The sequence below is a fragment of the Rhizobium sp. BG4 genome (genome assembly GCF_016864575.1).
Lineage (GTDB): Bacteria > Pseudomonadota > Alphaproteobacteria > Rhizobiales > Rhizobiaceae > Rhizobium.
On record NZ_CP044125.1, the window covers coordinates 2,560,814 to 2,573,743 of the forward strand.

Genomic DNA, 12,930 nt, shown 5'->3' on the forward strand with positions numbered 1-12,930 from the left:
AGAGATGGGAAAGAAGGTTCGCGTTCTCGTCATCGATGACTCCGCCAGCGTTCGTCAGACGCTGGTGCGCATTCTCGAGGAAGATCCCGATATTGAAGTCATGGGGGTGGCGACAGATCCCTTCATGGCCGCCCGCAAGCTGCAGGAAGACGTCCCTGATGTCATCACGCTGGATGTCGAGATGCCGCGCATGGATGGCATCACCTTCCTGCGCAAGCTGATGTCGCAGCATCCGATCCCGGTCGTCATGTGCTCGTCGCTGACGGAAGCAGGTTCCGAAACGCTGATCCAGGCGTTGGAAGCCGGCGCGGTGGATATCATTCTCAAGCAGAAGATCGGTGCGGCCGACAGTCTGGCCGACGACGCGATCCGCATTCGCGAGGTGGTGAAGGGTGCGGCTCATGCGCGCCTTCCCTCCGCTCGCCGTGTGGCGGGTGCGGCGCGTTCAGCCTCGGCCGACGGTCCGGCCAAGAAGCTGACGGCTGACGCAATGCTGCCGCCGCCGACGGGTCGCGCCATGGCGAAGACCACCGAGATGGTCGTCTGTGTCGGCGCCTCGACGGGCGGAACGGAAGCGCTGCGCGAATTTCTGGAAGGATTGCCTGCGAATGCTCCAGGCATGGTCATCGTTCAGCACATGCCGGAGAAGTTCACCGCCGCCTTCGCCAAGCGCCTCAACGGCCTCTGCGAAGTCGAGGTCAAGGAAGCGGCCGATGGCGACGCTGTTCTGCGCGGCCACGTGCTGATTGCGCCGGGCGACCGGCACATGCTGCTGGAGCGCCAGGGGGCTCGCTACTATGTCTCGGTGAAGACAGGTCCGCTGGTTTCCCGCCACCGCCCGTCTGTCGATGTGCTCTTCCGCTCGGCGGCGCGCGCTGCCGGCTCGAACGCGATGGGCATCATCATGACCGGGATGGGCGACGACGGCGCCCGCGGCATGCTCGAGATGCACCAGGCCGGCGCCTATACGGTGGCGCAGGACGAAGCGAGCTGCGTCGTCTTCGGCATGCCGAAGGAAGCGATCGCCAAGGGCGGCGTCAGCCGCATCCTGCCGCTCGACCAGATCGCCCGCGAAGTGCTTCTGACACAGCAGAAATTCTAGGAAAGCCGGCGGCCTTGGCCGCCGGTTCTGTTTTCAGGCGAGATAACCGCCGTCGATCGTCAGGCTAGCGCCGGTGACGAAGGATGCATCGGGGCTGGCGAGATAGGCGGCAAGGCTGGCAATCTCGCGGTCCTCGCCGAGACGGCCGAGCGCCATCAGCCCTTGCAGCATCTCATGCGAACCCGGATCCGAGTTCATGTCCGTCGCCGTCGGGCCGGGCTGGATGGCGTTGACGGTGATGCCGCGTGGACCGAGATCGCGGGCAAGGCCGCGGGTCATGGCGGCGACAGCGCCTTTCGTCATGCTGTAGACCGATGCGCCGGGAAAGCCGCTGCGCTCGGCAGTGACGCTGCCGACGGTGATGATCCGGCCGCCGCTCTGCATGTGCCGTGCAGCCGCCTGCGTCCCGGCAAAGACCGCTTTGACGTTGATGGCGAACATGCGATCGAAATCGTCGAGCGAAAAGGTGTCGATCGGGCTGCGCATCAGGATCCCGGCATTGTTGACCAAAATATCGAGCCCGCCGAAATGGCGGGCGGCCTGATCGATTGCCGCCTGCAGTGCGGCCGCATCGGCGCTATCGGCTTGGATGGCGATTGCCTTGCCGCCCTCGGCCTCGATCCGGGCCGTTAGAGCCTCGGCCTTTTCCTTCGAATTTGCATAGGTGAAGGCTACCGCCGCGCCGTCCCCGGCAAGACGGCGGACGATTGCTGCGCCGATGCCGCGGGAGCCGCCGGTCACCAGTGCGGTCTTTCCATCAAGAGGTTTCGTCATGTCATGTCTCCTTATTTGGACTGTTTAGTCTAGAATTGGATATGCAAAGGCGCGCTCGGCCAACCCTCTTGTTAGCGAAGGCTGCGGATGGCGAGGCGGGCGATTGTTCTGAGTATGTCCGGCGTGGCGCCGTTGCGGGCGCTGACCTTCATGCCGGATAGCGTTGCGCCAAGAAATTGTACGGCGGCATCCGGATCGATCTCGGCGCTGATCTCGCCGCTTGCCAGGCCGCCTTCGATCAGCCTGGTGATTGCCCGGCCGAGAGTGGCCGAAGCGCTGTCTGTCAGCGTCGCGACGTCATTGTCGGTCCTGCCGAACTCGCAGACGGCGCTGACGCCCATGCAGCCGAGCGATGCCTCGGCAGTGGGACGCGAGGCGAAGGCGACAAGGGCAGCTTCCAATGCGTCGAGCGCAGAGCCGTTCCCCTTCATATCATCAATGATGCGCGAGACGCTGTCAGTGTTGTAGCGCTTCAGCGCCTCCAGATAGAGGCTGCGCTTGTCGCCAAAGGTATCGTACATGCTTTGCCGGCTGATCTTCATCGCCGTTAGCAGCGCATCGGTCGAGCTCCCCTCATAGCCATGCTGGGAGAAGATGCCGATAGCGGCGCCGAGAGCCTTGTCCCGGTCGAATTCCTTGTGACGTGCCATGACTCTCAGATAGGGTTTTCGGACTGATGTGTCCAGAATAATTTTAACCTCTCCGGCGCTCGCTGAAGCCGCTCGGCGCCTCTCCCCTTGAAATTTCCGTGATTTTGTGGTCTTGAGGCCGCCAATCTTATAAAGCGCTGCCTTTTCCGGCGATCAGGGACCTTTCCCGCCCTGACAGCGACCCCGTACCAGTTCCAAGGAAATTGCCAACATGGCCCGTTCTGCTCTTCTCAATGTCATGGTTCAGGCTGCCATCAAGGCAGGCAAGTCGCTGGGGCGTGATTTCGGGGAAGTTCAGAACCTGCAGGTTTCGGTCAAGGGACCGGGTGACTTCGTTTCCAACGCTGATCGCAAGGCCGAGAAGATCGTCAAGGACGAGCTTCTGAAGGCTCGCCCGACCTACGGTTTCCTCGGCGAGGAAAGCGAAGAGATCAAAGGCACCGACGGCGCGCATCGCTGGATCGTCGATCCGCTCGACGGCACCACCAACTTCCTGCACGGCATTCCGATGTTTGCCGTTTCGATCGCTCTGGAGCGCAACGGCGAAATCGTCGCCGGCGTCGTCTTCAACCCGGCGACCGATGAGCTCTACACCGCCGAGCGTGGCGGTGGCGCCTTCCTCAACGATCGCCGCCTGCGCGTCGGCGCCCGCCGCGTCCTGTCGGATGCCGTCGTTGCCTGCGGCGTGCCGCATCTCGGCCGCGGCAATCACGGCAAGTTCCTCGTCGAGCTGCGCCATGTGATGGGCGAAGTTGCCGGCGTGCGCCGCATGGGTTCGGCGTCGCTCGATCTCGCCTACGTCGCTGCCGGCCGGTTCGACGGCTTCTGGGAAAACGGTCTCTCGGCCTGGGATATCGCTGCCGGCATCCTGCTGATCCGCGAAGCAGGCGGCTACGCAACCGATTGGGATGGTGGAGCAAACGTCGTTGAAGGTGGCGCAGTGGTCGCCGGCAACGAGTACATCCACAAAGCGCTTATGGAAGTCATCAAGCGCCCTATCCCTTCGAAGTAGGACCTCATCAAAACCGACTGTTGTAAACACACGGTTTTCTGTCCCGGCATACTTCAATTCGGCACAATGTTGCTCTAGTCTCCCGATGCTAGCAATCCGGAGGCTGCGAGACCATGGAAAATGTGAATGCGGCGGAGTTCGGCTCGACCGAAAAACCGAGCGGTACCTATACGTACAAACTCTCCAGCCCGATGTCCTTCCTCTGGACGATGCTCCTGTTCCTGGTGATCGTCGGCTTCATCGCCGCGATCCTTTTCAGGCAGACGCAGACGGCGTTCATGCACAATCCCGGCCTCAACGGGCTGATCCTCGGCGTTCTCGCCGTCGGCATCATTCTGGTTTTCAATCATGTTCTGGCGCTGCGCCCGGAAGTGCGCTGGTTCAATTCGTTCCGCGCCGCAGGCAGCGCCGACAAGGTGAACCGCAATCCGCGGCTGCTGGCGCCGATGCGGGCGCTGATCGGTAACCGCAAATCGACGGCGACGCTGTCGACGACGGCGCTGCGCTCGATCCTCGATTCGATCGCCACACGCCTCGATGAATCCCGCGACACCTCGCGCTATCTCATCGGCCTGCTCGTCTTCCTCGGTCTGCTCGGCACCTTCTGGGGCCTGATCGGCACGATCGGCTCGATCAGCAACGTCATCCAGTCGCTCGATGCCGGTTCGAACGGTTCCGGCGATGTTCTCGCCACCCTGAAGGAAGGCCTGTCGACTCCGCTGTCGGGCATGGGCCAGGCCTTCTCGTCCTCGTTGCTCGGCCTTTCCGGCTCGCTGATCCTCGGCTTCCTCGACCTGCAGGCCGGCCGCGCGCAGAACCGCTTCTATATGGAGCTGGAAAACGCACTGTCCTCGGTCACAGACGTCGGCTCCGATGTTCCCGTTGCCGCCGCGCTCGATGCGCCTGCCGGATCGTCCGAAGATGTCCGTGCGCTTTCTGATTATCTGAAGAAGGTTTCGGAAGAAGGGGGTGCGGGCAACCAGCGCTCGGTCGCCGCGATGGCGAGCCTCGCCGAAGGCATTCAGGGCCTCGTCAAGAACATGCGCAACGAGCAGCAGATGCTGCGCGACTGGATAGAGGCGCAGCAGGACGAGGCGAAGGCGATGCGCCGCACCCTCGACAGGCTTGCCGAGCGCATCGGCGGCCAGGAGCGCACCAGCTACCGCAGCAGCCAGACCGAAAAGAGCGAGGGCAAATAAGCCATGGCTCTTGCCAAGAACCGCCGCCGCGAGCGTACGGTCGACTATTGGCCGGGTTTCGTTGACGCGCTGTCGACGCTGCTGATCGCCATCATGTTCCTGCTGACGGTCTTCGTCGTCGGCCAGTTTATTCTCAGCCGCGAGATTTCCGGCCGTGACGAGGTGCTGAACCGCCTCAACAGCCAGATCAACGAGCTGACGCAGCTTCTGGCCCTTGAGAAGGGCAGCAAGCAGGATCTGGAAGATTCCGTTGCCAATCTGCAGGCTTCGCTTGCGGGTGCCGAGAGCGAGCGTTCGCGGCTGCAGGCGCTGCTCGATGCCGGTTCCGGCGGGCAGGAAGCAGCGCAGCAGAAGATTGGCGGCCTGACCAAGGAACTCGACGAGCAGAAGCAGGTCAGCGAGCGGGCGATGAGCCAGGTCGAACTGCTCAACCAGCAGATATCGGCGCTGCGCAGCCAGATCGCCGCCGTCGAAGCGGCGCTGCAGGCATCCGAGCAGAAGGACCAGACCTCGCAGACCAAGATCGCCGATCTTGGCCGCCGCCTGAATGTGGCGCTGGCACAGCGCGTGCAGGAGCTCAACCGCTATCGTTCGGACTTCTTCGGCCGCCTGCGCGAAATCCTCTCTGACCGCGAAAACATTCGCATCGTCGGCGACCGTTTCGTGTTCCAGTCGGAAGTGCTGTTCCCATCGGGCAGCTCGGATCTGAATCCCGACGGCACGGCCGAGATGGGCAAGCTCGCCGCCGCACTTCTCGATCTCGCGAAGGAAATTCCGCCGGAGATCAACTGGGTGCTGCGTGTCGACGGTCACACGGATAATGTCGCGCTCTCCGGCAACGGCCGCTACCGCGACAACTGGGAGCTTTCCTCAGCGCGCGCGATTTCCGTCGTCAAATACCTGATCTCACAGGGTGTTCCTGCCGACCGCCTGGTGGCCGCCGGCTTCGGCGAGTTCCAGCCGATCGCGCCGGGCGATACGCCGGAAGCGCGGGCGACGAACCGCCGTATCGAGCTCAAGCTCACCGAGAAATAAGTGTGGGGTGGCGTTTCGCCGCCCTGCCATCGCCCCAAATTTCAGAGAGTGAAATCCAGCAGTTGCGGCTGACGCTGCCACTGCATAACCTTGGATTCGTGAATGCGGGGGAGGCGTTCGGGATGGAATGTGATGTGCTCGTCATCGGCGCAGGCCTGGCGGGATTGGTGGCGGCGGCCGAGGCTGCCGATCGTGGACACAAGGTCTGCATCGTCGATCAGGAAGGGGAGCAGAGCCTCGGGGGCAGGCTTTCTGGTCTCTCGGCGGGCTGTTCTTCGTCAATAGCCCCGAACAGCGGCGGCTGGGCATCCGTGACAATATCGATCTGGCGCGGCAGGACTGGTCTGGATCTGCAGGTTTCGACCGGCCGGAGGATTACTGGCCGCGGCTTTGGGCCGAAGCCTATCTCGAATTTGCCGCGGGCGAAAAGCGGTCCTGGCTGCATCAGCAGGGCATGCGCTGGTTTCCCGTTGTCGGGTGGGCCGAACGCGGCGGCGGCATGGCGCATGGTCATGGCAATTCGGTGCCGCGCTTTCACCTGACCTGGGGAACGGGGCCGGCGGTTCTGGAGCCGTTCATTCGCCGTGTGCGCGCAGCGGAAGAAGAGGGCAAGATCACCTTCGCCTTCCGCCATCGCGTCGACGACCTGATCGTCGAGAACGGCACTGTCGTCGGGGCCTTCGGCACCGTGCTGGTGCCCGACAATGCCCCGCGCGGCAAGCCGACAGCGCGGATGATCTCCGGCACCTTCCAGATCCGGGCCGGTGCTATCATCGTCACGTCCGGCGGTATCGGCGGCAATCACGATCTCGTCCGGCGCAACTGGCCGCAGCAGCGGCTCGGACCTCCACCGGCTTCCATGGTCGCGGGCGTGCCCGCGCATGTCGATGGCCGCATGCTGGAGATCGGCGAGCGAGCGGGCGCCCGTGTCATCAATGGCGATCGCATGTGGCACTATACCGAGGGCCTGAAAAATTGGGATCCGGTCTGGGCGAACCACGGCATCCGCATCCTGCCCGGGCCGTCGTCCTTCTGGTGCGATGCGCGCGGCAACCGGTTTGCCGCCCCTGCCATGCCGGGCTTCGATACGTTGGGGACGCTGAAGGCGATCAGACAGACCGGCTACGACTACAGCTGGTTCATCCTCACTAAGGCGATCATCAAGAAAGAATTCGCGCTCTCCGGCTCCGAGCAGAACCCGGATCTGACCGGCAAGGATATCAAGCTGCTGCTGCAGCGGCTTGGCAGCGAGCCGCCGGGGCCGGTGAAGGCCTTCATGGACAAGGGCGAGGATTTCATCGTCCGCAACACGCTGGAGCAACTGGTCGATGGCATGAATGCGCTGACCGGCGAGCGGCTGCTCGACGTGTCGCATATCCGCCATCAGATCGAGGCGCGCGACCGCGAGATAGAAAACAGCTTCTCCAAGGATGCGCAGGTGACGGCGATCCGCGGCGCCCGCAGCTATATCGGCGACAAGCTGCTCAGAACCGCGCGGCCGCACAGGTTGCTCGATCCTGCGAAGGGTCCGCTGATTGCTGTCAAGCTGCACATCCTGACGCGCAAGTCGCTCGGTGGGCTGGAAACGGATTTGTCGGCCCGGGTAATCGGTCCGGGTGGAAATGCGGTGCCTGGTCTCTATGCAGCGGGCGAGGTCGCCGGCTTCGGCGGTGGCGGCATGCATGGTTACAACGCGCTGGAAGGGACCTTCCTCGGCGGTTGTATTTTTTCCGGCCGCGTGGCCGGACGAGCTGTATGAGAAAAGGCGGCAACCTTATCGGGTGCCGCCTTTGTCAGGATCAAGCCGTGGGCTTGGTCTGATCGTCAACTGTTGCGCCGGGCGCATTCTTCTTGATGGATTCAATGGCGCTCAGCGCGGATGCCTTGGCCTTGTAACCTTCCGAGCCGAACATCTGCTCGCCGTTAGACGCCTTGAAGCGGAAACGGAATTCGCCGGCCTTGTCTTTGTACACTTCAAACTTATACATCGAATGTCTCCCAAAATCAGGAAGTTGCCCCGGTAACAGGCGATAATCTAGAGCAAAAGTTGAGACTATTCCATCTGGATATTTGCGCCTTTTACGATTGGCTCCCACTTCGCCAATTCGGCCTTCACATGGGCGCCAAGCTCGTCCGGCGTCGAGCCGACGATGGTGGCGCTGAACTCCTTCATGCGGCCTGCGACAGCCGGATCCTTGAGCGCCTTGTTGGCCGACTCGTTCAGCTTGGCGACGACATCGGTCGGCGTATTTGCCGGGGCGAAAAGCGCGTTCCAGGTATAGGTCTCGTAGCCCGGAACACCTGATTCAGCGACCGTCGGAATGTCAGGGAAAGAGGGCGCGCGCTGGGCCGTCGTGACCGCCAGCGCCCGAAGCTTGCCGCTCTTGATATGGCCGGACGAGGAGGGGAGGTTGTCGAACATGATCGACACCTGATTGCCGAGAAGATCGGTCAGCGCCGGTCCGGCACCCTTGTAGGGGATGTGCTGCATCTTGGTGCCGGCCATGGCATTGAAGAGCTCGCCGGAGAGATGCAGCGGCGTGCCGTTACCCGAAGAGGCGTAGCTCCACTTGTCCGGCTCGGCCTTCAAAAGCGCGATCAGTTCCTGCACGTTCTTGGCGGGCAGCTCCGGATTGACGACCAGCACGTTTGGCACGATGACGAGAAGCGAGACCGGCGAGAAATCCTTCTGCGGGTCATAGGGCGTCGATTTCAGGATCAGCGGGTTCAGCGCGTGGGTGGCGACGGTGCCCATCAGGATGGTGTAGCCATCCGGTTCGGCGCGGGCGACATTATCGGCGCCAAGATTGCCGCCGGCACCGGCAACGTTCTGCACGATCACCTGCTGGCCGAGGTCCTCCGACATCTTCTCGGCGATGATGCGGGCCACCACGTCGGTCGATCCGCCGGCCGCGAAAGGCACGACCATCGTGATCGTGCGATCCGGAAAGCCTTCCGCCATCGCCGTGCCGGCGCTGAGCGTGGCAAACAGCCCAAGGCCGAGCGCCAGGCTTGCCCGGCGGGTGAAATTGAAAAGCGCCATTCGATTCTCCTCCCAGAATTCAACAGCTATGCACCCGGCTGCGTCTGACCGGGCAGGAGGAGGTTAGGGCAGCGGGCTTTAAAGGCAACCACGGATGGTGCCGAAGCGAATTCGACTTTAGTCGCCTTGGAATGGGGATTGATATTACATTTGCTCCTCCGATAACCATCTAGGGATAAAGCAAGTCTTCTGCCGCTCGCCCCGCGGGTGGCCCTCATGAGGTTTTGATATGCATCCGTCCCCCGATGCTCTTTCCATCTCCACTGCTGCCGAAGACGGCGCCTGGCCGCTGCGCCGCCGCCGTATCCTCGATTGGCTCGTCAACGAAACCCGCAGCGAACGCTTCATCGACAATATCTTCGTCGAGATGAACGAGCGGCTGATCGAGGCGGGCGTGCCGCTCGGCCGGGCTACGCTGCACTTCCGTACGCTGCATCCGCAATGGATGGGTGCGCGGGTTCTGTGGCGGCCGGGCATGAAGGAAGCGAAAATCACCACCTTCGGCTATGGTGTCGAAAACACGCCGCAGTTTCTCAGCAGCCCGATGAACGAGATCTTCAGCGGCGCTTCGGAAGTGCGCCAGGACCTCGAAGGCGAGATCCGCAGCGACTATGCGCTCTATGAGGAGCTGCGCGGCGAGGGGCTGACCGATTACATCGCCTGGCCGCTGGAGCACACGCTCGGCAAACGGCATGTGGTGACCTTCTCCAGCAATGTAGCCGGCGGCTTCACCGCCGATCAGATCGCTTTCCTGCGCGATCTTCTTCCGGCGCTGACGCTGGTCAGTGAAATCCGGGTGAAAAATATCCTGGCGCGCACCCTGCTGCAGACCTATGTCGGCCCGCATGCGAGCGAGCAGATCCTGGCCGGCGCCACCACCCGCGGCAGCGGGAGCACCGTAGGCGCCGCCATCCTGATCTGCGATCTGCGCGACTTCACGACGATCTCGGACATGTGGCCGCGCGACGACGTGATCGAGCTGCTCAACGCCTATTTCGACGCGATGTCGGAGCCGATCGAGCGGCATGGCGGCGAGATCCTGAAATTCATGGGCGACGGGCTGCTCGCGATCTTCCCGCTCAGCAATCCCGATGCCTGCCGCAATCTGCTGACGTCGCTCAAGGAAGCCCGCAAGGCGATCAACGACCTCAACACGTTCAACGCCGAACGCGGCGTCGTAGAGCTCCGCTACGGCGTCGGCGTCCATGTCGGCGATGTGATGTACGGTAATATCGGCTCGCGCAAACGCCTCGACTTCACCGTCATCGGCCCGGCCGTCAACGTCGCCTCGCGGCTGGAAACCCTGACCAAGGACGTCGGCCAGCCGGTGCTGATCTCGAAAGCCTTCGTCGACATGGCCAAATGCGGCGCCGAACTGAAACCTGTCGGCACCTTCCCGCTGCGCGGTCTCGGCGAGCCGGTCGATGTCTTCACGTTTCCGGAGGGGTGAGGCTTACTTCCGCGATGCTACTTTTGGAGGCGTCGACTTGTCGGTTTCGGTGTCAACGACACCGCTCTTGAAGGCTTCGATGACCTGTATCGCGGCTTCCTTGCTTTGGTATGCCTCAGACACCAACAATATGTTTCCGGTTCCATCTCGAAGGCGGAAGCGAAATTTGCCGTCTTGATCTAAGAAGATCTGAAACCGTGCGGAGTCCTGTTCGACAAAATCAAAACGGACCATGCGCCGGTTCGTCCGTAGGTCGAATTGGCTCAGGTCTGCCTCATCGACGAAACGCTCAGCTTCTTCGTCGGTTTCAAATTCCGGTAGCGGTTTGTTTTCAAACTTGCTCAAAACGCTGGACCTCGCTCCCGTGCATATATCGGGCACTGATCGGACGGATCAATGTTACACCGTTTCGTTGACGCAGGCAAAATACGACAAATGCGTAGCGCCCCGCGCTGGTCTTACCGATAGCGCGCTGCCGCTTTTCGGTAGTCGCGGCATGCGGGTCCTCAAACGTCGCAAAGTCGCCCCGGAAGATGAACTCAATATCGCTCCGGCTTAGACCATGCTTGCCGCATTTCGGCCAATTGCCTTCATCCCAATCGAAACCACCGATGCTCATGCCATCCCACCCTTGGGTGGAATGCTAAAGCATCGAACACGTCAATACAATCAGAGGTAGCTTACTTCGCCGCCGCCAGAAACTCTTCAGCCCCTGCATCGAATTGGAGCTTGGCGAGCTTGGCGTAGATGCCGCCGTGGCGGATGAGGGTTTGGTGGGTGCCTTCCTCGATGACGCGGCCCTGGTCCATGACGAGGATGCGGTCGGCCTTGAGGACGGTTGCGAGGCGGTGGGCGATGACCAGTGTCGTGCGGCCCTGCATCAGGCCGTCGAGAGCCTTCTGGACCAGCGTTTCGCTTTCGGCATCGAGAGCCGATGTCGCTTCGTCGAGGAGCAGGATCGGGGCATTCTTCAGGATGGCGCGGGCAATGGCGATGCGCTGGCGCTGGCCGCCTGAAAGCGTGATGCCGCGTTCGCCGACCTCGGTATCGTAACCATTCGAAAGACGGGCGATGAACTCGTCGGCCTGCGCGGCGATCGCCGCGGCGCGCACCTCTTCGCGGCTGGCGCCGGGGCGGCCGAAGGCGATGTTGTCGTGGATCGAAGCGGCGAAGATCGTCACGTCCTGCGGCACGATCGCCATACGCTCGCGCAGATCGTCAGGCGAGACGCTGCGGGCATCGAGACCATCGACGCTGATGCCGCCGAGTTGCGGATCGTAGAAGCGCAGCAGTAGCGAGAAGACCGTGCTCTTGCCTGCGCCCGACGGACCGACGATCGCCACGGTTTCACCGGGCACGACGTTAAAGGTCAGGCCGTGCAGGGCAGATTTGTCCGGCCGCGAGGGATAGGCGAAATGGACATCGGCAAATTCGACCCTGCCACGAGCGGGCATCGGCAGCGTTTCTGGCTTGGCCGGGGCTGAGATCGGGGAGACTTCGTCCAGCAGCTCGGTCAGGCGGTCGGCGGCGCCGGCGGCCTGCGAGAGTTCGCCCCAGACTTCCGAGAGCGCGCCGAGCGAGCCGGCGGCGATCACCGAATAGAGCAGGAACTGGCCGAGCGTGCCGGCAGACAGCGTGCCGGTCAGAACGTTGTGGGCGCCGACCCAGAGAACGGCGACGACGCTGCCGAAGATCAGGGTGATGGCGATGCCGGTCAGGAGCGCGCGCGAACGGATGGCTGAACGCGCGGCCTGATAGGCGGATTCGACGGCGGAAGCATAACGGCCGGAAGCGGCATCCTCGCCGTTGAAGGCCTGTACGGTGCGGGTGGCGGCAATCGTCTCGTTGGCGAAGGCGGAGGCTTGCGCCAGCGTGTCCTGCGCGGCACGCGAGCGTTTGCGCACCGAGCGGCCGAAGGCGACGAGCGGGAAGACGATCAGCGGGATTGCGCCGAGCGCCAGGCTTGCGAGCTTCGGCGATGTCACGACCATCATGCCCATCGCGCCGAAACAGAGGATCAGATTGCGCAGCGCCACCGAGGCGGTCGCGCCGACGGCGGACTTGATCTGCGTCGTATCGGCCGTCAGCCGCGAGACGATCTCGCCGGACTGGTTGACGTCGAAGAAGGAGGGGGAGAGGCGGGTGACATGCGCGAACACATCCTGGCGCAGATCCGAGACAATGCGCTCGCCGAGCGTGATGACGAAATAGTAGCGCAGCGCGCTGGCGATCGCGAGCACGACGGCCATCCCCATCAGCATGGCGAAGTAGCTGTTGATGAAGGTGCCGTCAGGCTGGGTGAAGCCGTGATCGATCATCCGACGGACGGCGAGCGGCAGGGCGAGCGAGGTGACGGCGGCGAGTGCGAGCGCGACGAGAGCTCCGGCGACCATGCCGCGATAGCGCATGATATAAGGCGTCAACCGTCCGAGAGGCTTCAGCGACCGCGACTTCTTTTCCCCGCCCTGCACTGCGTCTGTCAAATCATCTCCAATCGCCTTCAAACCGTTGATCACCAGCTTGTTGGCACTTGTTATCCGGATGGCCTTCATGTATAGGCACCGCATCCGAATGGGAAGCCGTAGCCTTCGCGACTGCGGCTTCATTTATTCAATCGGTTCTCTTGCCGCAATGACATGCGTCAAATTGGACCCTGGCATCGCAG

Annotated in this window: 13 protein-coding genes and 1 pseudogene; 6 read left to right on the forward strand and 8 right to left on the reverse strand. The window is 62.5% G+C overall.

Going from position 1 to position 12,930, the window contains the following annotated elements:
• The first annotated feature begins 4 nt into the window (after positions 1 to 4).
• Positions 5 to 1,102, forward strand: coding sequence for a chemotaxis response regulator protein-glutamate methylesterase (locus F2982_RS12980; RefSeq protein ID WP_130282046.1), 1,098 nt, complete (start codon positions 5 to 7; stop codon positions 1,100 to 1,102).
• 33 nt (positions 1,103 to 1,135) lie between these two features.
• Here F2982_RS12980 and F2982_RS12985 read toward each other — a convergent pair whose 3' ends face one another.
• Both F2982_RS12985 and F2982_RS12990 read right to left on the reverse strand, forming a co-directional pair.
• Complete coding sequence (locus F2982_RS12985) at positions 1,136 to 1,876, reverse strand: 3-oxoacyl-ACP reductase family protein (RefSeq protein ID WP_203428061.1); 741 nt, start codon at positions 1,874 to 1,876, stop codon at positions 1,136 to 1,138.
• A 71-nt stretch (positions 1,877 to 1,947) separates the two neighbouring features.
• Positions 1,948 to 2,526 (reverse strand): TetR/AcrR family transcriptional regulator, encoded by a 579-nt coding sequence (locus tag F2982_RS12990; protein ID WP_203428062.1) that lies wholly within the window; start codon positions 2,524 to 2,526, stop codon positions 1,948 to 1,950.
• A gap of 211 nt (positions 2,527 to 2,737) precedes the next feature.
• Here F2982_RS12990 and F2982_RS12995 point away from each other — a divergent pair, with 211 nt between their 5' ends.
• From F2982_RS12995 to F2982_RS13005, 3 genes are all read left to right on the forward strand, one after another.
• A complete protein-coding gene (locus F2982_RS12995) occupies positions 2,738 to 3,538 on the forward strand; it encodes an inositol monophosphatase family protein (protein ID WP_112719886.1) in 801 nt (266 codons plus the stop codon).
• 113 nt (positions 3,539 to 3,651) lie between these two features.
• Positions 3,652 to 4,737, forward strand: a complete 1,086-nt coding sequence (locus F2982_RS13000; RefSeq protein ID WP_112719885.1) for a MotA/TolQ/ExbB proton channel family protein — start codon at positions 3,652 to 3,654, stop codon at positions 4,735 to 4,737.
• 3 nt (positions 4,738 to 4,740) lie between these two features.
• Positions 4,741 to 5,772, forward strand: coding sequence for a peptidoglycan -binding protein (locus tag F2982_RS13005; protein WP_203428063.1), 1,032 nt, complete (start codon positions 4,741 to 4,743; stop codon positions 5,770 to 5,772).
• Positions 5,773 to 5,813: 41 nt separating this feature from the next.
• Here F2982_RS13005 and F2982_RS13010 read toward each other — a convergent pair whose 3' ends face one another.
• The gene (locus F2982_RS13010; RefSeq protein ID WP_203430129.1) at positions 5,814 to 5,972 is read right to left on the reverse strand and encodes a hypothetical protein; all 159 of its coding nucleotides are present in this window, start codon (positions 5,970 to 5,972) and stop codon (positions 5,814 to 5,816) included.
• Between F2982_RS13010 and F2982_RS13015 the strand changes: the two are divergent.
• A pseudogene (locus tag F2982_RS13015) lies at positions 5,895 to 7,531 on the forward strand (FAD-binding dehydrogenase). The gene F2982_RS13010 and the pseudogene F2982_RS13015 sit on opposite strands and share 78 nt — an antisense overlap.
• A gap of 40 nt (positions 7,532 to 7,571) precedes the next feature.
• Here F2982_RS13015 and F2982_RS13020 read toward each other — a convergent pair.
• Together F2982_RS13020 and F2982_RS13025 are read right to left on the reverse strand one after the other, a co-directional pair.
• Complete coding sequence (locus F2982_RS13020) at positions 7,572 to 7,760, reverse strand: YegP family protein (protein WP_112385480.1); 189 nt, start codon at positions 7,758 to 7,760, stop codon at positions 7,572 to 7,574.
• 65 nt (positions 7,761 to 7,825) lie between these two features.
• Positions 7,826 to 8,815 carry a tripartite tricarboxylate transporter substrate binding protein gene (locus F2982_RS13025; protein ID WP_112719882.1) on the reverse strand — a complete coding sequence of 330 codons (990 nt, stop codon included), beginning with the start codon at positions 8,813 to 8,815 and terminating at the stop codon, positions 7,826 to 7,828.
• Positions 8,816 to 9,044: 229 nt separating this feature from the next.
• On the opposite strand from F2982_RS13025, the gene F2982_RS13030 reads away from it, so the two are divergent.
• On the forward strand, positions 9,045 to 10,265 hold the full coding sequence (locus F2982_RS13030; RefSeq protein ID WP_112719881.1) for an adenylate/guanylate cyclase domain-containing protein: 1,221 nt from the start codon (positions 9,045 to 9,047) through the stop codon (positions 10,263 to 10,265).
• Between the two features lie 3 nt (positions 10,266 to 10,268).
• On the opposite strand, the gene F2982_RS13035 is transcribed toward F2982_RS13030, so the two are convergent.
• From F2982_RS13035 to F2982_RS13045, 3 genes are all read right to left on the reverse strand, one after another.
• Entirely contained in the window at positions 10,269 to 10,610 is a 342-nt protein-coding gene (locus F2982_RS13035; RefSeq protein ID WP_203428064.1) for a DUF1508 domain-containing protein, read from the reverse strand.
• On the reverse strand, positions 10,597 to 10,884 hold the full coding sequence (locus F2982_RS13040; protein WP_203428065.1) for a BrnT family toxin: 288 nt from the start codon (positions 10,882 to 10,884) through the stop codon (positions 10,597 to 10,599). The genes F2982_RS13035 and F2982_RS13040 overlap by 14 nt, the downstream gene beginning before the upstream one ends.
• Positions 10,885 to 10,945: 61 nt before the next feature.
• Positions 10,946 to 12,817 (reverse strand): ABC transporter transmembrane domain-containing protein, encoded by a 1,872-nt coding sequence (locus F2982_RS13045; protein ID WP_246777438.1) that lies wholly within the window; start codon positions 12,815 to 12,817, stop codon positions 10,946 to 10,948.
• Positions 12,818 to 12,930: the final 113 nt, after the last annotated feature.

What these genes read in the sequence shown, in the direction of transcription:
- F2982_RS12980 (WP_130282046.1), top strand. Translation starts at nt 5, where the DNA reads ATGGGAAAGAAGGTTCGCGTTCTCGTCATCGATGACTCCGCCAGCGTT.
- F2982_RS12985 (WP_203428061.1), bottom strand. Translation starts at nt 1,876, where the DNA reads ATGACGAAACCTCTTGATGGAAAGACCGCACTGGTGACCGGCGGCTCC.
- F2982_RS12990 (WP_203428062.1), bottom strand. Translation starts at nt 2,526, where the DNA reads ATGGCACGTCACAAGGAATTCGACCGGGACAAGGCTCTCGGCGCCGCT.
- F2982_RS12995 (WP_112719886.1), top strand. Translation starts at nt 2,738, where the DNA reads ATGGCCCGTTCTGCTCTTCTCAATGTCATGGTTCAGGCTGCCATCAAG.
- F2982_RS13000 (WP_112719885.1), top strand. Translation starts at nt 3,652, where the DNA reads ATGGAAAATGTGAATGCGGCGGAGTTCGGCTCGACCGAAAAACCGAGC.
- F2982_RS13005 (WP_203428063.1), top strand. Translation starts at nt 4,741, where the DNA reads ATGGCTCTTGCCAAGAACCGCCGCCGCGAGCGTACGGTCGACTATTGG.
- F2982_RS13020 (WP_112385480.1), bottom strand. Translation starts at nt 7,760, where the DNA reads ATGTATAAGTTTGAAGTGTACAAAGACAAGGCCGGCGAATTCCGTTTC.
- F2982_RS13025 (WP_112719882.1), bottom strand. Translation starts at nt 8,815, where the DNA reads ATGGCGCTTTTCAATTTCACCCGCCGGGCAAGCCTGGCGCTCGGCCTT.
- F2982_RS13030 (WP_112719881.1), top strand. Translation starts at nt 9,045, where the DNA reads ATGCATCCGTCCCCCGATGCTCTTTCCATCTCCACTGCTGCCGAAGAC.
- F2982_RS13040 (WP_203428065.1), bottom strand. Translation starts at nt 10,884, where the DNA reads ATGAGCATCGGTGGTTTCGATTGGGATGAAGGCAATTGGCCGAAATGC.
- F2982_RS13045 (WP_246777438.1), bottom strand. Translation starts at nt 12,817, where the DNA reads ATGAAGGCCATCCGGATAACAAGTGCCAACAAGCTGGTGATCAACGGT.